Raw genomic sequence first — 23,354 nt, 5'->3', positions numbered from 1 at the left:
CTAAGGGAAGGTTAGGAATCTCTTCGGTACCCGCCAGAGGGCGCATGCTGGAGTCGAACGTTATGCATTTGGGAGGTGGATGATCGTGTCCGACAACCCGACCTGTACCGCGAGAGCGCTGCCGACCGACCTGGATCTCGAGCACGCGCACCGCATGATGCAAGTCCATCGGTCCTGTCCACGATCCTGCCCGACTCGGCAGGCGGCCTTGGAAATGCTGGTCGCCACCGGCCATTACCGCCTGTCCAGCAGATTCGGTTGACGGAACAGCCCCACCACTCGGTGGGGCCGCTCACGTTTCAGGTCGCTGCTATTCCGGCCAGGTGCCGGTCAACGATTTGTAGCCGGTCGCGCCCGCCCGGTCGATGGCGGCCTTCACCAGTCCGAAGATCGCACCTTGCAGGGCCGCGGCGACCAGGACTTCACTCCAGGTGTAGTTCCGGGCCGTGGCGCTCGGGGCTTGGTCTTCGCCGCTGACGGTGCGCCATACCCGGGTGAACGCGGCGTTGGCGGCGAGCCCGCCGATAACGCTGACCAGCATGCCGAGCGGCTTGTAGAGCGTCTTCATGCGCGCCGCCGCCGCAGGATCCACCAGACCACCAGCGCTGCTAAGGCCGCGACGCCCGCGACGGCGACCGGCTGCCTACGGGCCACGTCGGTGACCTGCCTGCCTCGCTCGACGACCGGTTCCGGCGTTGCCGCCTCGGCCTTCTCGACCAGTTCCCGGGCCTGCGCCTTGGCCTGCTGAGCCTTCTCCTCGGCGGCCTGCTTGGCCTTAGCCGCCTTCTGGCTCGCCGCTTCCTTGGCTTCCGCCGTCTTGCGGCTCGCGGCCTCCTTGGCCTCGGTCGCCTTCCGGCTCGCGGCCTCCTTGGCCTGCGCCGTCTTCTCGGCGGCCGCTTCGGCGGTCTCGGCGGCCTTCGCCCGCGCGGTGTCCGCGGTCTCGTGCAACTTGTCCTGCGCCCGGCCCTTGACGTCCAGCTTGGCGGTCAATTCCGAAACCGTTTGCCCGAGTTCTTCTCTGGTCAGGTCGCGGTCCGCGCGCAGGGCCTCCTCTTCGATCGGCCCGCTGAGGATCGGCTTGTCGGATTCGGTTGCGGCGTCGGCGGATCGGCGTTTGTCGCTCATCGGTTTCTCCCGTCCTTGATGGTTTCGATGTCGCGTTTGACGCCCTCGGCCGCTTCCTGCGGCACCGGCGGGACAGCCTCCTGGACATCCTTCTTACCCAGGAGCGCGAACACCGCGCCGACGACCAACAGCACAGCGCCGACGATCAGCGCCGCGGCCCATTCCGGCAGCGGAATCGCCAGCGCGAATATCGCCGCCGCGATCAAGGCCGCTCCGCCGTAGAACCCCAGTAGCGCACCCACCCCGGCGAGCCCGGCTCCGCGGCCGATCAGCTTGCCCTTTTTCTGAACCTCGAGCCTGGCGAGCTGAATTTCGTCCCGAATCAGCCTGCTCATCTGCTCGGTCGCGTCGTTGACCAATTCCGCCACCGACCGTGTCTCCGTCGGTGGGCCGCTCCGCGTTTCCGTCATGGTGGCACCTCCCAGTCGACGGCCGGTTACCCGGCGGCGAGGGAGACAAACTCGCTCCGGCCTACTTGGTAGGCCTTTTCGGTGGGCCGGAGCCGAGCTCCGCGAGCCACCCGACCGGCACCGGCGAGCGGCGCAGGGCTGCGGCGAACACCGCGCCTGCACCACTCACCGTGGCGGCTAGCCCCCGAAGCTACCGGTTGCGGGCTTGTTGGCAGGGACGGTGACGAGGACTGTCTCGCTCAGCTCGTACCCGCCCGCGGGAGTGGTGTCCACGCAGCCGCCCCGTGCGGTGATCGTGGATCCGGGCTCGAGGCCGGTCAACGAGGTCTTGATCGTCTGACCTGGGTTGGCCACCGACTCCGGCGTGCCGTCGCCGAAGAAGGCGTGGTTGTTGTCGGGCCCGATGCCGGCCTCGGCCCAGCACTGGCCGCGGTCGTTCGGATTGTGCAGCGTCGCCGTCACCGTGCCCGGTCCGGTGCCTTCGAAGGTGACCACCGGAGCCTTGAGCGGTGCCACCGCACTCGCTGGCGCGGCGGTAAGGGGCGCGAGCGTCACGGCCGCGGCGGACACGGCCAGCAGGATCGCTGCATTGATTCGTCTGTTCATCACACGACCGGATACTGCCCGGTAAACGGTTCGAGCACAACAGAATCCGCCGCCCGCAAAGTTGAGGGCTCCCTACCGCATTCGTCGGCGGGGAGCCCTGTGCACGCAGGTACATAAGCGGAGACGGAGGGATTTGAACCCCCGGTCGCTCTCGCGACGCTCGCTTTCAAGGCGAGTGCATTCGGCCGCTCTGCCACGTCTCCAGGAACCACGATGGTAGCGGACGGGTCAGCGGGGCCGCGTTCCGATTTCCGCATCGATGCGGGCGAACACTTCTCCGATGACCGCTAGCTGGTCGGGCGAGAGCAGGTCGACGAAGTTGCGGCGAACGGCCTCGACGTGGCCGGGGGCGGCGGCTTCGAGGCGGCGCATCCCTTCGTCGGTGAGTTCGGCGAGGACGCCGCGGCCGTCTTCGAGGCAGGTGTTGCGGCGCACGATGCCCTCGGCTTCCAGACGCCGGATCTGGTGGGTGAGTCGGCTTCTGGAGGAGAGCACGCCGTCGGCCAGTTCGCTCATGCGCAGGGCGCGACCAGGCGCTTCGGACAGCAGGACCAGGATGCGGTATTCGGCGACGCTCAGGTCACTGTCCCGCTGTAGCTGCCGGTTCAGCTCGGTCATCAGGCGCTGGTGCCCGTCCATATAGGCCCGCCAGGCCCGTTGCTGCGCCGGAGTGAGCCATCTCGGTTCGGCCGCCACGGGACTGCTCGGTTCGGGATGCACACTGCTCATTCTATGTTGCCTCAACTGCGCAAACTCGCTGTGGGGAAAGCGGTATCGCTCAGCGGACGGTGGCGATCAGCGAGCGATCCACCTCGGCGAGGTTCGCGCAACCGGTCAAACCCATGGCGGTATCGAAGTCCGCGAGCAGCAGCCGCAGCGCGTGCCGGACGCCCGCGTGGCCCGCGATGCCGAGCCCGTAGACCCACGGCCGCCCGTACAGCACCGCCTTCGCGCCGAGGGCGAGAGCGGTCAGCATGTCCGAGCCGGTCCGGATGCCCGAGTCGAACAGCACGTCGGCGCGGTCGCCGACGGTGGCCACGATGGTGGGCAGCGCGTCGAGCGCGGCGATGGCGCCGTCTACCTGGCGGCCGCCGTGGTTGCTCACCACCACCGCGTCGGCGCCGGCGTCCACCACCTGGCGGGCATCGTCGGGGTGCAAAATGCCCTTCACCACGATCGGCAGTTCGGTCCACTCCCGTAGGCGCGCGAGATCGGCGGGGCGCAGCGAGTGGTTGCCGAACAGGCTGATCCAGACGAGGATCGCGGCGCGCATGGCATCCTCGCCCTCCTCCGGCGGTGTCGCCAGTTTCGATCGAAAGACCGGGTCCGACAGGTAGTTCGCGATGCCCTTGCCGTGCAGGAAGGGCAGGTGCGCCAGCTCGAGGTCGCGCGGACGCCAGCCGAGGGTCGGCGTGTCCACGGTGACGACGATCGCCTTGGCGCCTGCCCGCTCGGCACGGCGGACGAACGATCTGGCGAGTTCGTCGTCCGCGGGCCAGTACAGCTGAAACCACCACTCGCCCGCGGCCGCGCCGACCTCCTCGATGGTCGAGGACGCCGCGGTGGACAACACCGTGCCGATGCCGAGTTCCTTCGTCGCCGCGGCGGCGATCACCTCGCCGCCTTTGTGCAGCAGCTCCAGCACGCCGATCGGCGCGGTCAGCACCGGCGCGGCCAGCCGGGTGCCGAGTACCTCCACCGAAAGATCGCGGGCGGCCGGGTCGGTGGCGCCGCGCAGCATGCGGGGCAGCAGCCGTTGCCGGTCGAAGGCGCTTCGATTGGCCGCGGCGGTGCGCTCCGCCGACGCGCTGCCCGCCACGTACGCGTACGCCGCCGGGTCGAGCAGTTCCTCGGCTCTGTGCGCCAAACCCGCTGCCGTCATAGGTAATTCGGGGACTGTGCCACCCAGACCGCCGAGGTAGATCTCGTGCTGGAAACCGGCGAAACTGCTGCTCACGACCGGAACGGTAGTCCTAGAGCGCGATGTACGTGGCCGCTCGCGAAAATACGGTGCGAGGTGCCTTAGCTGATCGGTAGCGGGCTCGGCGGCTGGCGGTGCAGCGCACTGGCGCGGGGTCGGGACGGCGGGGGTTCGCGCGGGAATGGTGCGGAGGGGGCTCGGGACGGCCGGGCCCGCGAACAACGAAGATGCGGCCGGGAGCCCAGGACGGTGCGGCCCCACGTATGACGACGGGGCGGAACGCCGGGGCCGCACACGACGATGACGCTGACGCAGGCTCAGGACGGCAGGGCCCGCGAACAGTGATGCGGCGGGCGGGGGCAGTATGGGACACGTGCGTGCGATCAAGCTGAATGGTTTCGGCGGGCCCGAGGTGATGGCGTGGGCGGATGCGCCGGATCCGGTGCCAGGGCATGGCGAGGTGCTGATCGAGGTGGCGGCGGCGGGGGTGAATCGGGCCGACCTGCTGCAGCGCCAGGGGAACTATCCGCCGCCGAAGGGGGCCAGCGAGGTTATCGGTCTGGAATGCTCCGGCATCATCGCCGAACTCGGCGACGGCGTGCGCGACTGGCAGGTCGGTGATCGGGTCTGCGCGCTGCTGTCCGGCGGCGGGTACGCCGAAAAGGTGGTCGCCCCCGCCAGCCAACTGCTGCCGGTGCCGGATGGCTTGGATCTCGGCGCGGCCGCCGGGCTGCCCGAGGTGGCGGCGACGGTGTGGTCGAATTTGGTGATGACGGCCGGGCTGCGCGCGGGCCAACTGGTGTTGATCCACGGGGGCGGCAGTGGCATCGGCACGCACGCCATCCAGGTGGCGCGCAGCCTCGGCGCGCGGGTAGCGGTCACCGCCGGGTCGACCGAAAAGCTGCGGCGATGCGCGGAACTCGGCGCGCAGGTGCTGATCAACTACCGGGACGACGATTTCGTCGCCGCGGTGCACGCCGAGGACTCGGGCGCCGACGTCATCCTGGACAACATGGGCGCGGCCTACCTGGCCCGCAATATCGACGCCCTGGCGAATTTCGGGCACCTGGTCGTGATCGGCATGCAGGGCGGCGCCACCGGCGAACTGAATCTCGGTGCGCTGCTACGGAAATGGGGCACCGTGCACGCCACCAACGTGCGCAACAGGCCCGCCACCGGACACGGAAGCAAGGCCGCCATCATCGCCGAAGTGCACCGCCACCTATGGCCATTGGTAGCCGACGGCACCATCGCACCGGTCATCCACGCGGAACTACCGATCACCGAGGCGGGCGAAGCCCACCGCCTGCTCGAATCCGGTGACACCTTCGGCAAGGTCGTCCTACAGGTGCGGGACTCCTAACCAAAACTGTTGCAGCAGTTGCGCTCCCGAACTTCGGCGCATGCAGCTACTCGCACCTGCGGACGAATCCTCTTGGCGCGCACTAAATAGCTAGCTGCTTCGAGGGCGGGACGCAAACTGGTGCGCGGCAGGCAGACTGAGCACGCCGTGCACGGCACCGGCGTGAACCTCGCTGAGGCCGCCGGTCGACCGAGCTCCGCACCGCTGTTGGCGCGCATGGGTTGTCGTGGCGCGCATGAAATCGCTAGCAATTCCGAGCGCGCGGCGCCGATTCGTGCGTGGCGGGCTGTTCTGTGCGCGACAGGCTGAATTCGTGTGGGGGCTGCTCCGTGCGGCAGGCTCTCCGCGTGCGGCGGGCGGGTTCGTGCGCGGCGGGCGGGTTCGTGCGCGGCGGGCGGGTTCGTGCGCGGCGGGCGGATTCATGCGCGGCAGCCGGATTCATGCGCGGCAGGCGGATTCATGCGCGGCAGGCGGATTCGCTCGCGGCGGACAGGGTGACGCAAATGGGCGTCTACTCCATGGCGGCGAGGGCACGGCCGAGTTGGTCGATTTCGAACTTGGTGGTGTAGGGGGCCAGGCCGATGGTTACCGCGCCGCCTTCGTCGTTGACGCCGAGGGCGTCCAGCAGTCGGCTGCCGCCGTGCACTCCGCTGAGGGTGCCGATGCGGTTGTCGGCGAGTTTGGCGGCGACCTTTTCGGCTTGCATGCCCGCGAGAGTGAAACTGACGGTGGGGATTCGGGTGGAGGCGCGGCCGATGACGGTCAGGTGCGGGATCTTGTCCAGCACGTCCATCAGGTGCTCGAACAGTTGATCGTGATAGTCCTGCAGCGAGGTGATCGACATTTCCAGCCGCTGCCGCCTGCTGCCGCGGGCCCGCTCGTCGAGTCCGGCGAGGAAATCGATCGAGGTGGTCAGCCCGGCGAGCAGGGCGTATTGGTGTCCACCCACCTCGAGCCGCTCGGCGCCCTTGGCATAGGGATTCAACGACATCGAGGGAATGCGGTCCAGGAAGGCCGGATCGCGGAATACCAGCGCTCCGATCTGCGGCCCGCCCCAGGCCGGCGCGCTGAGCGCGACGACGTCGGCATTGAGTTCATCGATGTCGATGAGCGCGTAGGGCGCCGCGCCGAACGCGTCGGCGACGAGCAGACCGCCCACATCGTGCACCCGGTCCGCGGCCACCCGGACCGCGGGTGCGGAGCCGACGATCGGCGAGGCCGCGGTGAGCGCGACCAATCGCGCGGTGGGCCCGATCAATTCCTCGAACTGCCAGGACGGCATCTCGCAGGTTTCGATCTCCACCTCGGCCCAGCGCACATGCGCGCCGTAGCGATTGGCGATCCGCAACCACGGCGCGACATTCGCCTCATCGTCCAGCCGGGACAACACGATGCCGGTGCCGAGCCCGAGCCGCGAGCTCAACGACTCGGCCAGCCAGGCGAGCAGCACCGCCCGGTCCGGGCCAAGGACAACGCCCGCCGGATCGCCGCCGACCAGATCCGCCACCGCCTCGCGAGCCGCGTCCAGAATGGCGGCGCTACGCACTGCCGCACCATTGCGGCCGATATGCGAAAAAGAGGAAGTTCGGAATCCCGTTGACACGGCGCGAGATACCGCATCGGGCACCAGCATGCCCGCTTGCGGGTCGAGATGGATCCAGCCGTCGCCGAGGGACGGTATCAGGCCCCGAACCCTCGCGACGTCGTAAGTCATGTTGGCCACTCTAAGGGCAGCGGGCGAGCCTGTGTAACCGTGTTCCCCTCCACGTCATAGCGGGGGCACAGCGACCTGGGACTCAGCATGGCAACCGACTTTCAGCAAATCCGAACCACACGACCCGAACAGAATAGAACGCCGCCGGGTCGCTTTGTCAGGGACCGGGCGAGACGGTCGGCGCCACCCCGTGGCAACCCGTTGAGCTGGTGTCCGTCCGTGGTTTGCCGACGGGTTTCAAATACCGGCTTAGCGCGTTCTGGAACGACGCGACATGATAGGGACCATGACGCAATCGGATGACGCACCGGACCACATCGTCGTAGTCGGACCGGATGGCCGCCCGTTGGTCGTCCCGGCGGACGCGCCCGTCACCGCACAGGTGGTGACCGACGAGGACAAGAAGGACGAGTCGGACGACCGGGACGATTCTGGCGAATCGCTCGCCGACATGGTCGAGCAGCCCGCGAAGGTGATGCGCATCGGCACCATGATCAAGCAGCTGCTCGAAGAGGTGCGCGCGGCTCCGCTCGACGACGCCAGCCGGAGCAGGCTGAAGGAGATCCACAAGTCGTCGGTGCGTGAACTGGAACAGGGCCTCGCCCCGGAACTGCGCGCCGAGCTGGAGCGGCTGACACTGCCCTTCACCGACGACGCCATTCCGTCCGACGCCGAGCTGCGGATCGCTCAAGCCCAGCTGGTCGGCTGGCTCGAAGGCCTGTTCCACGGCATCCAGACCGCGCTGTTCGCCCAGCAGATGGCGGCGCGGGCGCAACTCGAGCAGATGCGCCAGGGTGCGCTGCCGCCCGGCATCCACGCGGCCGACCCGCGCGGCGGCCAAACCAATCACGTCACGGGCGGTTCCGGGCAGTATCTGTGAGGCGTTGACCCGCGTGTGCCACGCGGGTCGGTAGGAATGTACAAGGGTAGTGTCGAGCACCGTGCCCGCCGCTGCCGCTCGCCCCGACTCGGAACTGAGTTCGGGGCGTCCTGAAGAGAGCTCAGTGCGTTCAGATGACAGCCAAGTTCGTTCAGATGACTCTGTGCGTCCGGAGGAAGAATCCTTCGGCGACAGTTCTGCGCGTTCCGATGACGGCTCGGCGGAAGAGGATCCGATGAGTCCTGGGGAGACGCCTGCCGCGCAGGAGAAGCTCGCCGAGGACACCGCCGGGTCGGCCGAGGTCGAGCCGATCGCGTCGGATTCGCAGACCTTCCAGCGGGCCTTCAAGGACTTCCGCGTCGGCTTCGGACAACGGGAACTGTGGTTGTCGCTCGGCTGGCAGGACATCAAGCAGCGGTATCGCCGGTCGGTACTCGGACCGTTCTGGATCACCATTGCCACCGGCGTACAGGCGGCCGCGATCGGCCTGCTGTACGCCGCGCTGCTCAACCAGCCGATCAAGGACTACCTGCCCTATGTGGCGGTCGGCATCATCGTCTGGAATGTCATCAACGCGAGCATCCTCGAGGGCTCCGATGTATTCATTGCGAACGAGGGGCTGATCAAACAGCTGCCGTCCGCGCTGAGCGTGCATGTCTATCGCCTGGTATGGCGACAACTGCTGTTCTTCGCGCACAACATGCTGATCTATCTCGTGGTGCTCATCGCGTTCGGTGTCTGGGAAAAACTGCACTGGACCGCGATATTCGCCATCCCCGCACTCGGTCTGCTTTTCCTCAACGCGATGTGGGTGTCGATCGTGTTCGGCATCTTCAGCACCCGCTACCGCGATATCGCGCCGATCCTCGGCAGCCTCACCCTGATGCTGTTCGTGCTGACCCCGGTGATGTGGAATACGAAAAGCCTGGAGTCGCAGGGCGGCCAGGTGAGTGAACGAGCGAAACTGGCCGAGATCATCCCGACGTTCCACTACCTGGAGATCATTCGCGCACCGTTGCTCGGCGACGATCAGCATCTGTATCACTGGGCCATCGTCGGCGCCATCACCGTGGTCGGCTGGCTCGTGGCGATCTTCGCGATGAAGCAGTTCCGTTCGCGCGTGCCGTACTGGGTCTAGGAGGGGCTCGATGACCGACCATGTGAGTATCGAAACCCACAACGCCTGGGTCGAATTCCCGATCTTCGACGCCAAATCGCGGTCGCTGAAAAAGGCATTCCTCGGCAAGGCGGGCGGCGCGATCGGGCGCAACCAGTCCGACGTGGTGGTGGTCGAGGCGCTGCGCGACATCACGCTGTCGCTGAAGGAAGGCGACAAGGTCGGCCTGGTCGGCCACAACGGCGCGGGCAAATCGACCCTGCTGCGGCTGCTTTCGGGCATCTACGAACCGTCAAGGGGCAGCGCGCGCATCCGCGGCCGGGTGGCGCCGGTGTTCGATCTCGGTGTCGGCATGGATCCGGAAATCTCCGGCTACGAGAACATCATCATTCGCGGCCTTTTTCTCGGGCAGACGCGCAAGCAGATGCTGGCCAAGATCGACGAGATCGCCGATTTCACCGAGCTCGGCGAATATCTGTCCATGCCGCTGCGGACCTACTCCACCGGCATGCGGGTGCGCCTCGCCATGGGCGTGGTGACCTCGATCGACCCGGAGATCCTGCTGCTGGACGAGGGCATCGGCGCGGTGGACGCCGAATTCATGAAGAAGGCCCGGCTGCGCCTGCAGAAATTGGTGGCCCGATCGGGCATCCTGGTATTCGCCAGCCATTCCAACGAATTCCTCGCGCAACTCTGCGATTCGGCGCTGTGGATCGATCACGGTCAGATCCGTTTGCGTGGCGGTATCGAAGAAGTGGTGCGAGCCTATGAAGGTCCGGACGCGGGCAACCACGTCGCGACCGTGCTGCGGGAAATGGAAGCCGAACGGACCATGGGAACCGAACGAGAACTGGAGCGGAATCAGGCATGAGTGAGCCGACCGGGCAGGACACCCCGATCGAGACCGGGGCGGATGCCCGGGTCGACTCCGCGCCCGAGCAGCCCGGCGCTGCGGTGTCCGCGAGCGTCGGCGAATCCGCGGCAGACTCGAAACCCGAAGTGGCCCAAGCGGCTAGCGCCCCCGCACACTCCGACGACGCGACACCACCGGCGGCCGAAGCCGCGACACAGAGCTCCGGCGGCACCGGTCCGGATGCGCGGATCGTCGCGGTCGTGGTCACCCACAAGCGCCGCGAACTGCTCGCCGAGTCGCTGAAAGTCATTGCGTCCCAGTCTCGTCCGGTCGATCACCTGATCGTTGTCGACAATGCCAACGAGTCCGAGGTCGCCGACCTGGTCCGGGACCAGCCGATCGAAGCCACCTATCTCGGTTCGGCGCACAACCTCGGCGGCGCGGGCGGTTTCGCGCTCGGCATGCTGCACGCGCTGAGCATGGGCGCGGACTGGGTGTGGCTGGCCGATGACGACGGCAGGCCCGAAGGACCGGAAGTCCTTGCCACCCTGCTGGATTGCGCACGGCGACACGGACTCGTCGAGGTGTCGCCGGTGGTCTGCGACATCGATGAACCGGACCAGCTCGCCTTCCCGCTGCGTCGCGGTGTGGTCTGGCGGCGGTTGCGTTCCGAACTCGGCGACGAGGATTTCCTACCCGGCATCGCCTCACTGTTCAACGGCGCCCTCATCTCCGCCAAGGCGGTCGACGTGATCGGCGTGCCCGACCTGCGGCTGTTCGTGCGCGGCGACGAGGTCGAGGTGCATCGCAGGCTGGTGCGTTCCGGCCTGCCGTTCGGTACCTGTCTGCAGACCGCGTACCTGCACCCCAACGGCGCCGCCGAATTCAAGCCGATCCTCGGCGGCCGGATGCACACCCAATACCCCGACGACCCGGTGAAGCGCTACTTCACCTACCGCAACCGTGGCTACCTGATGTCGCAGCCCGGCATGCGCAAACTCCTCCCCCAGGAATGGATCCGCTTCTCCTGGTTCTTCCTCGTCACCCGCCGCGACCCCGCGGGCCTGCGCGAATGGTTCCATCTGCGCTCCCTCGGGCGGCACGAGCAATTCGGCAAACCCGACCAGCGGCCCTAGCCGTCCGTCGGTACCCGCGCCGGACGTTAATTCGGTTGCGCGGGTGAACGGGGCATGTCAGGGTGGGGAGCAACTGCGAGAGAGGCAAGGAGGTGTGGACCGTGACCAGGAACGTTCGGATTGTCGTGTGCGGTCGAGCTGTGCTTGTGCACGCCGCCACACGGAACTCCACCTCAATCTCCAGTCGCTGAGTCCCGATCGGGCTCAGTGCCCGACGAAGGATTCCTTCCATCATGGTCGAGTACGACCTTCTTGTTCCTTACGGCTGGACTGAAGCCGTAGCCGATGAATACGCCTCGATGATCGAGGAAGGCTGTGTGCCCGCCCGGGTTATCCGGATGGATCGCAGCGAATGTGATGTCGCCACGCCGACCGGGGTTACCCGGGCCCGGTGCCCTCGGGCGGATTCCGAGGTCAGCGGGCTGTGCACCGGTGACTGGGTGACCATCGACGCCGAACCGGCTGTGCGGCAGTTGCTTCCACGGCGGTCGGCGATCATGCGGTCGTCGGTGTCCGGCCGGTCGCAAGGGCAGGTGCTCGCCGCCAATGTCGACACGGTGCTGTTGTGCACGGCCGCCGACGCGGATGTCGATCTGGGGCGGATCGAGCGGATGCTCGCGCTGGCCTGGGAGAGCAATGCGCAACCCTTGGTGGTGCTCACCAAAGCGGATGCGGCAGACGATATTCCGATCGAGGAAGTGCGGGCTGTCGCGCCCGGCGCCGCGGTGCTCACGGTGAGTGCCAGCAACGGGGTCGGGCTGGACGTACTCGGCGCCATGCTCGACGGGACGGTGGCGCTGATCGGTCCGTCAGGCGCGGGCAAGTCCACCCTCGCCAATGCCCTGCTCGGGCAAGAAGTGTTCGCCACCAACGCCGTTCGCGCGGCGGACAAGAAGGGGCGGCACACCACGGTGCATCGGGAGCTGCGGCCGCTGCCCAACGGCGGCACCCTCATCGATACCCCTGGCCTACGCGGAATCGGGCTATGGGACGCCGCCGAAGGGATCGAGAAGACCTTCAGCGACGTCGAATCCCTCGCCGCCCGCTGCCGTTTCAGCGACTGCGCGCACAACGGCGAACCCGGCTGCGCCGTCCGGGAAGCCATCGACAACGGCGAGCTCACCCAGCGCCGCTTCGACAGCTACCGCAAACTCGCCAAGGAAAACGCCTGGATGGCAGCGCGCACCGACAAGCGCCTGCAAGCCGAACGCGACCGCAACTGGCGAAGCATCATCAAACAGCAGCGCCAGGCCTACCGAGAACGAGGCCCCCGCCGCTGACCCACCCCAGAACGCGAGGCGGGCGGCACGCAGTCGGCGATCAGCGCCCGCCCGCCCCGCATCCGGCCCGGCCATGATCAACGGGACATGGCCGCGCCATAGTGCGGGTAACCGCTCAGACACGTCCCGTCGAGCACCAACCACCCTGGTGGACCGTGGCCACGGACGGGACACAGCTGCGGCATGGGCGCGTGGGCGCTCAGCCATGTCCCGTTGATCACATCCGCACCCGGTGGGCCGTGGCCCAACGGGACATGGCCGTGCCATAGTGCGAGTAGCCGCTCAGGCACGGCCCGTTGATCATGAACCCCGCCCTATGCAACTGGTTGCATAGGGCGGGGGTTTACGCTTAGTGTGCAAAGGGCGGAAGGCTGCGGGGGTGCTCGCGGCGCAGACGACAGGAGCAGGTTAATGACGGAACCGGGATCTAAGCCGCTCACAGGCCGGACGATGATCATGTCGGGTGGCAGCCGGGGTATCGGGCTGGAGATCGCTAAGCGGGCAGCGGCGGACGGCGCGAACATCACCTTGATCGCCAAGACGGATCAGCCGCACCCCAAGCTTCCCGGCACCATCCATACCGCGGCCGCGGAACTCGAGGCGGCGGGCGGTCAGGTGCTGCCGTTCGTCGGCGATGTGCGCATCGATGAGTCGGTGGCCGAGGCTGTGCGGCAGACGGTCGAGCGGTTCGGCGGGATCGACATCGTGGTGAACAACGCCTCCGCGATCGACCTGTCCCCCACCGACGCGCTGTCGATGAAGAAATACGACCTGATGCAGGACATCAACTGCCGAGGCAGCTTCCTGCTGTCCAAGCTGAGCATCCCGCACCTGCGCGCATCCGCTGCGGCCGAACGCAATCCGCACATCCTCACCCTGTCCCCGCCGCTGAACCTCGACCCCAAGTGGGCGGGCACGGCACTGGGCTACACCATCGCCAAGTACGGAATGTCGCTCACCACATTGGGTTTGGCGGAGGAGCTGAAAAACGACGGCGTCGGCGTGAACTCGCTGTGGCCGCGCACCACCATCGCCACCGCCGCGGTGAAGAACCTGCTCGGCGGCGAGGAGATGATCGCCACCTCACGCACCCCCGACATCTACGCCGACGCCGCCTACCTGGTGCTCACGTCCCCAGCCAAGGACACGACCGGCAACTTCTTCATCGATGAGGACGTCCTCGCCACCCACGGCATCACCGATCTCGACAAGTACCGCGTGGTCCCCGGCGACGGCGAACTCACCACCGACTTGTTCCTCTGAGCACTACTCCGGCCGACGTCGGGACTCAGTGCGATCGGCCGCGGATTCATCTCGAATGACGAGCAGCCCTGAAGTACGTCGAGCCGCCCCAGACCTGGGGCGGCTCGACGCATCTCTCAGAGTTCTTGTGCGGCGACCTATTCCGGCTTGATGCCGTACAACCGCTCCCAGTTCGCGCGGCTGGTCAGTTCGGGTACGGCGGCGCGGTACTGCTGCTGCAGCGTGGGTAGTTCGCGGCGTAGGCGGCGCAGCACGCGGATGGTGCGGCGGAGCAGTTGCCGGGCCCGCGCCTTGTCCCGTTGGCGGACTCGGACACCGGACTGCGAGGCGTCGGTGACTACCACGTGGTCGAACAGCGAAACATGCCACCAGTGCGCGTCTTCGCGGGTGACGCCGATGATGCCGTGTTGGGTGCGGCCGAACCACTGGTTGATGGCTCGCTTGATCAGCACGAGCATCGGCCTGCTCGGTTCGCCGGTGGCGCGGCGCAATTGGATGTCACCGGAACGCACCGGCGGTGTCGAGGCGGGGTGCTTGATCGTCTCCGGATAGTCCGCCCGGCTACCGCGCGCGGCGGCCAGCGCGGCGATGCCGCCGTCCTGCAACACCTTCGGGCCTTGCAGGAAGTCCTCGATACCTTGCAGCGTGGTGTGCACCAAGCCGTACTGCATGGCGACCAGCTGTTCGGCCAGTTCACGGAACAGCTTGCGGGTGATCGCCTTTCCGTCCAGATCGGTGTGCAGCGAGCCGACGATCAACGAATTGCGCGTGCTGAAGTAACGCGCCCAGTCGTCGTAGTCCTTCCAGTAGAAGTCCGCGTGCCACACCGCCGCATTCGGCAGGGTGACCGTGACGAAACCGTTCTCGCGCGCCCGGATGCCGTATTCGACGTCGTCCCACTGGAAGAAGATCGGGACGGGCAGTCCGATCTTGGCGACCACCTCGGCCGGAATCAGGCAGGTCCACCAAGCGTTGTAGCCCGCGTCGACGCGACGTTCCTGGTTGCGCTTGAGCATGCTGGTGTTGCGCAACGCCTTCGGCACCTTCTGCCCGTGCCGCAGCTCCTGCAGGTGCACCTCTTCGGCGCCGACATTGAGGTAATCGGGATTGAGCAGGAACAGCATCTGGGCGCCGACCAGGGTCGGCTCCACCGTCATGTTGGCGAAGGCGTTGAGCCGCAACACCGTTTCCGGCTCGCACAGGATGTCGTCGTCCATCAGGATGACGTCGGCGTGCTCGTTGGCCGCGGACACCTCGTAGAGCCCGCGCGTGAAGCCGCCCGCCCCACCGAGATTCGGCTGCCGGATGTAGCGCAGCTTGTCGCCGAAGACCGGGACGACCTCCTGGTAGCGCGGCCGGTTCGCCACCAGGTCGGTGCCCTGGTCCACCACGTACACCGCGTCGATCGCGTCGAGCACGACGTCGTCGGAGGCCAGCGCCGCGACCGTGTGCGCGCAGTCCTCGGCCCGGTTGAACGTGCAGATGGCGATCGCGACGGGACGGATGCGGTCCGGCGCCGCCGTGGTCCAGCTGACCTCGGTGATGCCGAGGTCGCCGCCGATGGCGTCGAATTCGAGCCAGATCGCGCCGCCGTCGACGTACTGGTCCAGCGGCGCGGTCAGCGTAAGCGGGCCGCTCGCGGTGACCTGCGCGGTGTCGATGATCCGGCGGTGCCCCGCGATATCGGAGGCGACGAGACGGACCCGCGCCTTCTTGGTCACGTCGAGCACCATGGCCGCCCGCACCTCGGTGACGGTGGTCCAGCGCTGCCAATAACTGGCCGCGAACCGGCCGAAGTAGGTGTTGGTGTGCGCGGCCGCACCCTTCTCCAGCCGCAGCACCTGCCGTTCCCGATGCGCGCGACCCTTGACCACGGCATACAGCTCGTCGCTCACCTTCGCCGACGGACCGGAGAAGATGCCGCGCTGCAACACCAGCCGATCCGGCGCCCGGTGGTCGGAGCGCAGCGAGGCCGGGGCGTCAACGGCCGGCGCTCGATCGTTCGTTTCGGTAACGGCCTGGGTAGCCGACTGATCCATGAAGTCCTCGAAATCGTTATCGTGCCGGACGGGACAAACACGCCCCTGGATGCCGTTCGCGGCGGGGGTGAGGATATCAACCAGCCTCGGTACCTGCCGGTTCAGGCGCGATGCCGCCGTGTCCTAGCGCAGTTGCTGACCATTCGCTGACGCGTCGGTCGCGACTTCGTCGTCGCGTTCGCGCGCCCCGGTGAAGACGAACTTGTCGTAGGCCCAGTAGCGGAAGATGACCGCCACCATCTGGCCAATGAGCGTTCCAGAGATGTTGTCCGACAGCGGTGAGGACAGGTCGAGGACGTAGCGGGAGAAGCCGAGACACCCCAGTTGCAGGCCGATCGCGACAACATTGAAGACGGCATAGAGAAGATATTCGCGCCCTGGATTATCCGTCTTCTTGTGCGCGAAGGTCCACCACTTGTTACCGAAATAGGTGACCACCGTCGCCACCGCGATCGCGATGATCTTGGCTGGCAACGGGTAGTGATAAAGCACGCCCTCGCCACCCCAGAAGACCAGGAGGTTGTAGGTGCCCGCGTCGACGAGGAAGCCGATGGCTCCGACCACCAGGAACGCACTGCCCTGCCGTAGCGCGGTGAGCACCTTCCGAACTAACGAACCATCGGCGGGAGGTACGGTCGCGCCCGCCTGCGCGGTCGACTCACTGGTTGGCACGGCCCGACGGTACCGCAGCCCCGACACGACGTGCCCCGGGCGGAAATTCCGCCCGCTGCGCGGTGAGGTCGGCCACGCGTCAGCGGTGAGTTCCCTGTACCCTCCCGGTGTTCCCACATTCACCACCGATCGCGAGGATTGACCCGGGTGGACTCCACCGAGCTTCGTATTGCCGCCGTGGTGCCGTGCCACAACGAAGAGGCTGCCGTCGCCAAGGTCGTGGCCGACCTGCAGGCCGCCGTGCCGGGAATCGTCGTCTATGTCTACGACAACCTGAGTACGGACGCCACCGCCGAACGCGCCCGCGAGGCCGGTGCGATCGTGCGCCACGAGCACACCAAGGGCAAGGGCAACGTGGTGCGCCGCGCCTTCGCCGACATCGAGGCCGATGTCTATCTGATGATCGATGGCGACGACACCTACGAGGCGTCGGCCGCGCCGCTGATGATCAAGACGCTGCTCGACGGCCCCTACGACCACGTGCTCGGCGTCCGCAGGCAGGACGAGAGCGGCTCGGCGTACCGGACCGGCCACGAGACCGGCAACAAGGTGCTCAACGGCGTGGTCGGCAAGGTGTTCGGCGAGAACGTCGAAGACATGCTCAGTGGCTTCCGGGTGTTCTCCCGCCGGTTCGTGAAGAGCTTCCCCGCCGTCTCCCGCGAGTTCGAGATCGAAACCGAGCTGACCGTGCACTCGCTGCATCTTCGGGTGCCGCGGACCGCGGTGCCGGTCGGTTTCCGCGACCGCCCCGCGGGCAGCGAGAGCAAGCTTCGCACCTACCACGACGGGTTCAAGATCCTGGCGCTGATCATCGGCCTGGCCAGGCACGAGCGGCCGGTCGCTTTCTACGGCCTGTTCGGCACGCTGAGCTGGCTGGTTTCGATCATCCTGAGCATCCCGATCGTCATCGAGTTCTACAACACCGGCGAGGTGCCGCGTTTCCCGACCCTGTTCCTCGGCTTCACGTTGCTGCTGCTCGGCAGCCTGGCCTGGACCGCGGGCCTGATCCTCGACGGCATCCGGCGCTCGCGGCACGAGGCCGCGCGCCTGGTGTATCTGCGCTACTCCGCGGTGAGCGCGGACGACTTCCATCCGAACGGCAACGGCGGTGACGCCCGCACCGGCGGAGCAGGCCGGTGACCACCTCCGCGGACAAAGCCACGGCGGAGGAATTGGTTCCGGAACAGGCGCTGAACGAGACGTCCCCCGGATCGGCGCAGGCCAACGGCGCGACCAAATCGGCCGGCAGCGCTGACAGCTCGACCTCGTCGAACGCCGCCCGCGATTTCGCAGCCAGGATCGTGACGCGCCTCGGTGCGGCGACGGTGGCCTTCACCGTCCTCGTCGCGATCTTCGGCGGACTGTTCACGGTCCTCACCCCGCCCTTCTGGGGCCATGACGAGATCACCCAGTTCGGCCGCGCCTACCAGGTCGCGCACGGCGGGTTGCTGCCGCAGCAGATCAAGGACACCCGCGGCGTCGCCTACGGCGGCGACGTCCCGGCCAGCATCACCGCCCTGATGGGCTACGCGCTGCGGGACTACACGACCAACCCCGAAGAACCCGGCTCGATGGTCGAGGACCCCGGCGCGTACGACCGGCTCGGCGGGGCCGCGGTGTCCGACGACACCGAACCGGTCTGGTTCACCAACACCGCCGCCTACTCGCCGGTGCCGTATATCCCTGCCGCCGTTGGCATTCGGCTCGCCGAGTTGTTCGGTCTCGACGTCGGCGGGACGATCGCGCTGACCAGGCTCGCCGGGCTGCTCGCCTACTTGTCGGTGGTCGGCTTCGGCCTGTACGCGCTGCGCAGGCATCGGGTGCAGTGGCTGGCGTTCACCGTCGCGGTGTTGCCGATCGCGGTGTTCCAAGCGGGCACCGTCACCGCGGACACGATGACCAACGCGCTGGCCATCATGGTTTCGGCGTTGCTGGTCAAGGCGCTGTTCCTCGGCGACCGGCTCGGCCGGGTGGAAACCGGTGCGCTGCTTGCCGCGACGATCCTGTTGCCGGTGAGCAAGCCGACCTACGTACTGCTGGCGATGCTCGTCGTGCTGGTGCCCGCGGACCGGTTCGGGTTCACCGGCTGGCGGCGCGCAATTCCGTTGGCCTTCGCGGTGGCCGGTGGTCTCGTCTTCGCGGTCTGGATGAAGATCGCGGCGCCGACCGGCGACGGCATGGGCCTGATGCGGCCCGAGCACCAATGGCATTCGGTGAAGCCGGGTGAGCAGTTGCGCGGAATCCTCAGCGACCCCGGTCATTTCATCAGCGTGTTCGGCGAGAGCATCGCGCTGCGCGACGAGCGGTGGTTCAGCCAGTTCTTCGGCGAGCTCGGCTTCGCCTACATCGACGTCCCCGCCCTGACGATGCTGGCCTGCCTGTTCGCCTTCGCGGTGAGCATCGGCGTCGCGGATCGGATGACCGCGGCCACCTTCCGGCGCACCCTACTGGTCGCGCTCACCGTGGCGGCCAGCGTGGCGATGATCTACGTGACGCTGTACATGTCGTTCACGCCGGTCGGCTACTACATCATCGACGGCGTACAGGGCCGCTACTTCGTGCCGCTGGCGATCGTCGCATTCGCGGTGCTGCTGCGCTGGATGCCATTGCGGCTCACCGACATCGCGGGCAAGACGCCCACCGTCGGCCCGGCGGTCACGGTCATCGTCGCGACTGTCGTCGCGCTGACCGCGGCGGCGTGGAAGTACTACGACATCGTCTGGGGCTGAACCCCCCGGCGGCTATTCCGTTGCGCCGCTGAGGGTCTGTTCGCCCGCTGCCACGTAGGCCCGCTCGGTGATGGCTTTATATGGGCGCCACCAGGATTCGTTGTCACGGTACCACTGGACGGTCGCGGCGAGTCCGGCGCGGAAGTCGGCGTAGCGGGGGGTCCAGCCGAGTTCGGTGCGCAGTAGCGTCGCGTCGATCGCGTAGCGCTGGTCGTGGCCCGGCCGGTCGGTGACGTGGTCGAAATCGTCCGGGTCACGATCGAAGGCTTCCAGGATCATCCGCACCACGGTCTTGTTGTCGAGCTCGCCCTTGGCGCCGATCAGGTAGGTCTGCCCGATTCGGCCGCGCTCCAAGATGTCCCACACCGCGCGGTTGTGGTCGTCGACGTGGATCCAGTCGCGCACCTGATGGCCCGCGCCGTAGAGCCGGGGCCGGACGCCGTCGATCAGGTTGGTGATCTGGCGTGGAATGAACTTCTCCACATGCTGATAGGGCCCGTAGTTGTTGCTGCAGTTGGACAGGGTGGCGCGGACACCGAACGAGCGGGTCCAGGCGCGCACCAGCAGGTCACTGGATGCCTTGGTGGCCGAGTACGGGCTCGACGGGTTGTACGGGGTCTGCTCGGTGAACGCGGGCTCGTCCGGCGTGAGATCGCCGTAGACCTCGTCGGTGGACACGTGGTGATAACGCACGTCGTAGCGGCGCACGGCCTGCAGCAGCGAATAGGTGCCGACGATATTGGTCTGCACGAATGGCCACGGATCGGCCAGGGAGTTGTCATTGTGTGATTCGGCGGCGAAATGCACCACCGCGTCTACCCCACTGACGAGCTCATCGACCAGATCCAGGTCCGCGATATCGCCGTGCACGAAATCGATGCGGTCGGCTACCGGGTCGAGTGATGCCCGATTCCCCGCATAAGTCAACGCATCGAGAACGGTTACCGTGGTGTCGGGATGGTCGACAATGGTCTGCTTGACGAAGTTGGCTCCGATGAATCCGGCTCCGCCGGTGACAAGCAATCGCACCCCATGACTCTACTTCGCCCGGCGGGCGGAAGCGGGATCGATGCCGGGCCAGGCAATCTCGGGGCCGATCCGCCAGAGTTGCGCTCTGTGACCTTGGTCTCATACTCTCCGGTAGATATAGGACGCCCAGTTCGCTTTGTTGCCCAAAACCCCGGTCGGCGTGCACATTTCCGCGACCCCACCATGCCATGGGTCTCTTTGGTGAACAAAATTTGAATAAAGGGTCACAACGGGTTCACCACTCGTTAGCTGGTCTAGATTTCCATCGTCTAGTCCCCTCCGAACGCTTCACATCGAGGTTCCGAACAAAATGCTGATGAGGAAATTCGCCGCTACCTCGGCGCTGCTGATCGCCGCTCTCGGCGTGACCGCGGGCACCGTCAACGCGGCTCCGGCCGCTGACGCGCCGATCAATTTCACCGCACAAGGCACCGACACCCAGTCCATCATCTCCGTCGATGCCGGCTCCATCGTCGTCGAGGACGACGCGCTGAAGATCAAGGCCACCGACGGCACCGTCGTCGCGGGCACCCCACTGAAGTTCCGGCTCGATGACTTCGAATTCCCCATCGCCGCCGACATCGCGGGCCGCACCGCGACCCTGACCCCCCAGCTCGAAATGGACAAGGCCGTCTACAAGCCGGTCGCCCTCCCCTTCGAGGACAAGGCACCGTGGAAGAGCGAGTACGACCGTGAGGTCGCGGCGTTCAACCGCATGAAGGACACCATCGCCATGGGTGCCACCATCGCCACCCTGGTCGGTGGCCTCGGCGGCGCGGCTGTCGGCTGCGTCCTCGGTGGCGCGCTCGGCGGCCTGGTCGTCGGTGGCACCATCGTCGGCCTGTTCGGCCCGTTCGTCGGTGGCATCATCGCGGGCTGCCTCGGCGGCGCTGCGGCCATGGGTGCGCTGGGCACGATCGCGGGTCAGCTCTTCATCACCGCTCCGGTGGCGATCGGCGCGGCGATTCAGTACTTCACCACCATCAACCAGCCGTTCGTCGCGCCTGCCAAGTAAGACGAACTGCTCTGCCCACAAGTGAACTCGCATAACTGAAAGCGAGCCAGGAGCCCCGCCCGGCTACTGCCAGGCGGGGCTCTTTCAACACCGACCGAAATGCTGGAAATTAGCGAGCTCGGTCAATGGTCACTACCGCCTGTTGAACGCTACTGATTGAGGACTACAGACATGCTTATCAAGAAGTTTGCTGCTACTTCGGCGTTACTGATCGCCGCGCTCGGTGTCACCGCAGGCACCGTCAACGCGGCCCCCGCCGCTGACGCGCCGATCAATTTCACCGCCCAGGCCACCGACACGCAGTCCATCGTTTCCATCGATGCCGGTTCCATCGTCGTCGAGGACGACGCGCTGAAGATCAAGGCCGCCGACGGCACCGTCGTCGCCGGTACCCCGCTGAAGTTCCGGCTCGATGACTTCGAATTCCCCATCGCCGCCGATATCGCGGGCCGCACCGCCACCTTGACTCCACAGCTCGAGATGGACAAGGCCGTCTACAAGCCGGTCGCCCTGCCGTTCGAGGACAAGGCGCCCTGGAAGAACGAATACGACCGTGAGCAGGCCGCCTGGAGCCGGATGACCGCCACGATCAGCCTGGGCGCCAGCATCGGCACCCTGGTCGGTGGCCTCGGCGGCGCGGCTGTCGGCTGTGTCCTCGGTGGCGCGCTCGGCGGCCTGGTCGTCGGCGGCACCATCGTCGGCCTGTTCGGCCCGTTCGTCGGCGGCATCATCGCCGGCTGCCTCGGCGGCGCGGCCGCAATGGGCGCCCTCGGCACCATCGCGGGCCAGATCTTCATCACCGCCCCTGTCGCGATCGGTGCGGCGATTCAGTACTTCACCACCATCAACCAGCCGTTCGTCGCGCCTGCCAAGTAAGCGACAGCGGAACCGTACGCGCACAACCGAATACGGCACGAACCCCGCCCGGCACCGCTGGGCGGGGTTCGCCTGTCTCCGCCCCTGCCCGCCAAGCGGATTCCGTCTTCACGCACTGAAATACCGCACGGCCGAACTGGTTCCGGCAGGCGCGAGCCCCGTCCCGGCCACAGCGGAACGGGGCTCGCCTGGATAGGCCGGACTGCTCACGCAGTCCGCGCCTGCTGGCCCTCCTCGATCCGAGCACGGACGAAGCGCGACACCCGCGCCAGCGCCGCCCGGCTCTCCGGCAGGCTCGGGGCGATGCTCATGAACGCGTGCACCTGACCACGCCAGAGCTCCACCGCGTTCGGCACGCCCGCGGCAGTGAGCCGCTGCGCCATGAGCTCACAGTCGTACCGGAGCACTTCGTCTTCCGCGGCGATCAGCAGGACCGGCGGCAGGCCCGCCAGGATTCCGTTGACCGGTGACAGCAACGGATCGAGCTTGCCATCGATCTCCGCGCCGATCCGGACCACCGCTTCCAGCGCCAGCAGCGGAATATAGGGATCACGCCGGACATTGACGTGGCTTCGCTTGGCCGCGTAGTCCAGATCGAGCAGCGGGCTCAACCCGACCAGCCCGGCGGGCGCGGGCAGCCCCACCTCGATCGCGCGCAGTGCGGTGGCGAAGGCGAGGTAGCCACCGGCCGAATCACCGGCGAAGACGATCCGGCTCGGGTCCGCGCCGCGGCGCAGTAGCCAGCGGTAGGCGGTGAGGCAGTCGTCCACGGAGTTCGTGATGCGCCGGTTCGGCAGCTGCCGATAGTCGACGTTCACCACGGGCAGGCCCGTACGCCGCGCCAGGCTGGCCGCGACCGGCCGATGGGTGCGGAGCCCGCAGATGGCGAATCCGCCGCCGTGCATGTACAGCAGGGCACCGTGCCGCAGCGCCCGGGCCGCGCCCGCGGGACGAACGATCTCCATCCGGAAACCGTTGAGCGACACCTGCTCCCGGTCCACCCCGCGCGGTTCCGGCCGCAGCCTGGCCAGCGTGTCGATTGCCATCGCGCCGATCGGGATGGTCGCGCGGGTGATCGGTGCGGCGCGCAGGGCGGGGCGGACGACGCCGAGGCAGGCCGCAAGCACCAGGCGCGCGGGTGCGCTCAAATTTTCCGGATTCATCACATTGCCGGACTCGCCGACTCTGGTCGCTGACATCGCGCACCTACCTCACCAACTGGCGCGCCGAGCCACGACCGAGCGGTCCCAGGCGAGCTGTCGGCGCTGACATCTCACACAGTGTTGTTTCAGAACACTATGCGTTGTGTGACCTACGCAACAGAAT

General features: G+C 67.0%; 23 protein-coding genes and 1 tRNA gene. 12 read left to right on the top strand and 12 right to left on the bottom strand.

Features of this window, described 5'->3' with window-relative positions; translation table 11 throughout:
- Positions 1-85: 85 nt before the first annotated feature.
- Positions 86-262 (top strand): hypothetical protein, encoded by a 177-nt coding sequence (locus KV110_RS00960; protein WP_218472658.1) that lies wholly within the window; start codon positions 86-88, stop codon positions 260-262.
- Positions 263-310: 48 nt separating this feature from the next.
- Here KV110_RS00960 and KV110_RS00955 read toward each other — a convergent pair whose 3' ends face one another.
- The 7 genes from KV110_RS00955 to KV110_RS00925 form a co-directional block, all read right to left on the bottom strand.
- Positions 311-568: a DUF4235 domain-containing protein gene (locus KV110_RS00955; RefSeq protein ID WP_218472657.1), complete on the bottom strand. Its 258-nt coding sequence runs from the start codon at positions 566-568 to the stop codon at positions 311-313.
- Positions 565-1,125 (bottom strand): DUF3618 domain-containing protein, encoded by a 561-nt coding sequence (locus KV110_RS00950; RefSeq protein ID WP_218472656.1) that lies wholly within the window; start codon positions 1,123-1,125, stop codon positions 565-567. Before KV110_RS00950 ends, KV110_RS00955 begins: the two co-directional genes overlap by 4 nt.
- Complete coding sequence (locus tag KV110_RS00945) at positions 1,122-1,535, bottom strand: phage holin family protein (protein WP_218472655.1); 414 nt, start codon at positions 1,533-1,535, stop codon at positions 1,122-1,124. The genes KV110_RS00950 and KV110_RS00945 overlap by 4 nt, the downstream gene beginning before the upstream one ends.
- Before the next feature lie 177 nt (positions 1,536-1,712).
- Complete coding sequence (locus KV110_RS00940; RefSeq protein WP_218472654.1) at positions 1,713-2,141, bottom strand: hypothetical protein; 429 nt, start codon at positions 2,139-2,141, stop codon at positions 1,713-1,715.
- 118 nt (positions 2,142-2,259) lie between these two features.
- A tRNA-Ser gene (locus tag KV110_RS00935) sits at positions 2,260-2,344 on the bottom strand.
- Positions 2,345-2,369: 25 nt separating this feature from the next.
- Positions 2,370-2,870: a MarR family winged helix-turn-helix transcriptional regulator gene (locus tag KV110_RS00930; RefSeq protein WP_218472653.1), complete on the bottom strand. Its 501-nt coding sequence runs from the start codon at positions 2,868-2,870 to the stop codon at positions 2,370-2,372.
- A gap of 49 nt (positions 2,871-2,919) precedes the next feature.
- On the bottom strand, positions 2,920-4,098 hold the full coding sequence (locus tag KV110_RS00925) for a lactate 2-monooxygenase (protein WP_393537430.1): 1,179 nt from the start codon (positions 4,096-4,098) through the stop codon (positions 2,920-2,922).
- A 337-nt stretch (positions 4,099-4,435) separates the two neighbouring features.
- Between KV110_RS00925 and KV110_RS00920 the strand changes: the two genes are divergently transcribed.
- The gene (locus KV110_RS00920; protein ID WP_218472652.1) at positions 4,436-5,425 is read left to right on the top strand and encodes an NAD(P)H-quinone oxidoreductase; all 990 of its coding nucleotides are present in this window, start codon (positions 4,436-4,438) and stop codon (positions 5,423-5,425) included.
- 511 nt (positions 5,426-5,936) lie between these two features.
- Here KV110_RS00920 and KV110_RS00915 read toward each other — a convergent pair.
- The gene (locus tag KV110_RS00915; protein WP_218472651.1) at positions 5,937-7,139 is read right to left on the bottom strand and encodes a cysteine desulfurase-like protein; all 1,203 of its coding nucleotides are present in this window, start codon (positions 7,137-7,139) and stop codon (positions 5,937-5,939) included.
- 286 nt (positions 7,140-7,425) lie between these two features.
- On the opposite strand from KV110_RS00915, the gene KV110_RS00910 reads away from it, so the two are divergent.
- From KV110_RS00910 to KV110_RS00885, 6 genes are all read left to right on the top strand, one after another.
- On the top strand, positions 7,426-8,019 hold the full coding sequence (locus tag KV110_RS00910; protein ID WP_218472650.1) for a bacterial proteasome activator family protein: 594 nt from the start codon (positions 7,426-7,428) through the stop codon (positions 8,017-8,019).
- Between the two features lie 235 nt (positions 8,020-8,254).
- Complete coding sequence (gene wzm / locus KV110_RS00905; RefSeq protein ID WP_218472649.1) at positions 8,255-9,157, top strand: galactan export ABC transporter permease subunit Wzm/RfbD; 903 nt, start codon at positions 8,255-8,257, stop codon at positions 9,155-9,157.
- Between the two features lie 10 nt (positions 9,158-9,167).
- Positions 9,168-10,007, top strand: a complete 840-nt coding sequence (gene wzt, locus KV110_RS00900; protein ID WP_218472648.1) for a galactan export ABC transporter ATP-binding subunit Wzt/RfbE — start codon at positions 9,168-9,170, stop codon at positions 10,005-10,007.
- Positions 10,004-11,125, top strand: a complete 1,122-nt coding sequence (glfT1, locus tag KV110_RS00895; protein WP_246634292.1) for a galactofuranosyltransferase GlfT1 — start codon at positions 10,004-10,006, stop codon at positions 11,123-11,125. The genes wzt and glfT1 overlap by 4 nt, the downstream gene beginning before the upstream one ends.
- A 233-nt stretch (positions 11,126-11,358) precedes the next feature.
- Positions 11,359-12,405, top strand: a complete 1,047-nt coding sequence (gene rsgA, locus KV110_RS00890) for a ribosome small subunit-dependent GTPase A (protein ID WP_218472647.1) — start codon at positions 11,359-11,361, stop codon at positions 12,403-12,405.
- 411 nt (positions 12,406-12,816) lie between these two features.
- On the top strand, positions 12,817-13,668 hold the full coding sequence (locus tag KV110_RS00885) for an SDR family oxidoreductase (protein ID WP_218472646.1): 852 nt from the start codon (positions 12,817-12,819) through the stop codon (positions 13,666-13,668).
- Positions 13,669-13,805: 137 nt separating this feature from the next.
- Here the strand turns inward: KV110_RS00885 and KV110_RS00880 are convergent, their stop codons facing one another.
- A complete protein-coding gene (locus KV110_RS00880) occupies positions 13,806-15,707 on the bottom strand; it encodes a glycosyltransferase (RefSeq protein ID WP_218472645.1) in 1,902 nt (633 codons plus the stop codon).
- A 123-nt stretch (positions 15,708-15,830) separates the two neighbouring features.
- Positions 15,831-16,379 (bottom strand): GtrA family protein, encoded by a 549-nt coding sequence (locus KV110_RS00875; protein WP_218472644.1) that lies wholly within the window; start codon positions 16,377-16,379, stop codon positions 15,831-15,833.
- 147 nt (positions 16,380-16,526) lie between these two features.
- Here KV110_RS00875 and KV110_RS00870 point away from each other — a divergent pair, with 147 nt between their 5' ends.
- Entirely contained in the window at positions 16,527-17,519 is a 993-nt protein-coding gene (locus KV110_RS00870) for a glycosyltransferase (RefSeq protein WP_218472643.1), read from the top strand.
- Positions 17,516-19,108 carry a DUF2142 domain-containing protein gene (locus KV110_RS00865; RefSeq protein ID WP_218472642.1) on the top strand — a complete coding sequence of 531 codons (1,593 nt, stop codon included), beginning with the start codon at positions 17,516-17,518 and terminating at the stop codon, positions 19,106-19,108. Before KV110_RS00870 ends, KV110_RS00865 begins: the two co-directional genes overlap by 4 nt.
- A gap of 12 nt (positions 19,109-19,120) precedes the next feature.
- On the opposite strand, the gene rfbB is transcribed toward KV110_RS00865, so the two are convergent.
- Positions 19,121-20,137 (bottom strand): dTDP-glucose 4,6-dehydratase, encoded by a 1,017-nt coding sequence (gene rfbB / locus KV110_RS00860; RefSeq protein WP_218472641.1) that lies wholly within the window; start codon positions 20,135-20,137, stop codon positions 19,121-19,123.
- A gap of 310 nt (positions 20,138-20,447) precedes the next feature.
- On the opposite strand from rfbB, the gene KV110_RS00855 reads away from it, so the two are divergent.
- Together KV110_RS00855 and KV110_RS00850 are read left to right on the top strand one after the other, a co-directional pair.
- On the top strand, positions 20,448-21,152 hold the full coding sequence (locus KV110_RS00855; RefSeq protein ID WP_218472640.1) for a DUF8020 domain-containing protein: 705 nt from the start codon (positions 20,448-20,450) through the stop codon (positions 21,150-21,152).
- Between the two features lie 171 nt (positions 21,153-21,323).
- Entirely contained in the window at positions 21,324-22,028 is a 705-nt protein-coding gene (locus KV110_RS00850; protein WP_218472639.1) for a DUF8020 domain-containing protein, read from the top strand.
- Between the two features lie 206 nt (positions 22,029-22,234).
- Here KV110_RS00850 and KV110_RS00845 read toward each other — a convergent pair whose 3' ends face one another.
- Positions 22,235-23,227, bottom strand: a complete 993-nt coding sequence (locus KV110_RS00845) for an alpha/beta hydrolase (RefSeq protein ID WP_218472638.1) — start codon at positions 23,225-23,227, stop codon at positions 22,235-22,237.
- Between the last annotated feature and the right edge of the window lie 127 nt (positions 23,228-23,354).

Origin of the sequence: Nocardia iowensis, assembly GCF_019222765.1 — a bacterium.
GTDB classification, from domain to species: Bacteria; Actinomycetota; Actinomycetes; order Mycobacteriales; family Mycobacteriaceae; genus Nocardia; species Nocardia iowensis.
Note: the sequence above shows the minus strand (reverse complement) of the source record. Positions and strands in the feature narration are given on the sequence as shown.

Coding starts and splice junctions, on each gene's coding strand:
- KV110_RS00955 (WP_218472657.1), bottom strand. CDS start 568: ATGAAGACGCTCTACAAGCCGCTCGGCATGCTGGTCAGCGTTATCGGC.
- KV110_RS00950 (WP_218472656.1), bottom strand. CDS start 1,125: ATGAGCGACAAACGCCGATCCGCCGACGCCGCAACCGAATCCGACAAG.
- KV110_RS00945 (WP_218472655.1), bottom strand. CDS start 1,535: ATGACGGAAACGCGGAGCGGCCCACCGACGGAGACACGGTCGGTGGCG.
- KV110_RS00940 (WP_218472654.1), bottom strand. CDS start 2,141: ATGAACAGACGAATCAATGCAGCGATCCTGCTGGCCGTGTCCGCCGCG.
- KV110_RS00930 (WP_218472653.1), bottom strand. CDS start 2,870: ATGAGCAGTGTGCATCCCGAACCGAGCAGTCCCGTGGCGGCCGAACCG.
- KV110_RS00915 (WP_218472651.1), bottom strand. CDS start 7,139: ATGACTTACGACGTCGCGAGGGTTCGGGGCCTGATACCGTCCCTCGGC.
- KV110_RS00910 (WP_218472650.1), top strand. CDS start 7,426: ATGACGCAATCGGATGACGCACCGGACCACATCGTCGTAGTCGGACCG.
- wzm (WP_218472649.1), top strand. CDS start 8,255: ATGAGTCCTGGGGAGACGCCTGCCGCGCAGGAGAAGCTCGCCGAGGAC.
- wzt (WP_218472648.1), top strand. CDS start 9,168: ATGACCGACCATGTGAGTATCGAAACCCACAACGCCTGGGTCGAATTC.
- glfT1 (WP_246634292.1), top strand. CDS start 10,004: ATGAGTGAGCCGACCGGGCAGGACACCCCGATCGAGACCGGGGCGGAT.
- rsgA (WP_218472647.1), top strand. CDS start 11,359: ATGGTCGAGTACGACCTTCTTGTTCCTTACGGCTGGACTGAAGCCGTA.
- KV110_RS00885 (WP_218472646.1), top strand. CDS start 12,817: ATGACGGAACCGGGATCTAAGCCGCTCACAGGCCGGACGATGATCATG.
- KV110_RS00880 (WP_218472645.1), bottom strand. CDS start 15,707: ATGGATCAGTCGGCTACCCAGGCCGTTACCGAAACGAACGATCGAGCG.
- KV110_RS00855 (WP_218472640.1), top strand. CDS start 20,448: ATGCTGATGAGGAAATTCGCCGCTACCTCGGCGCTGCTGATCGCCGCT.
- KV110_RS00850 (WP_218472639.1), top strand. CDS start 21,324: ATGCTTATCAAGAAGTTTGCTGCTACTTCGGCGTTACTGATCGCCGCG.
- KV110_RS00845 (WP_218472638.1), bottom strand. CDS start 23,227: ATGTCAGCGACCAGAGTCGGCGAGTCCGGCAATGTGATGAATCCGGAA.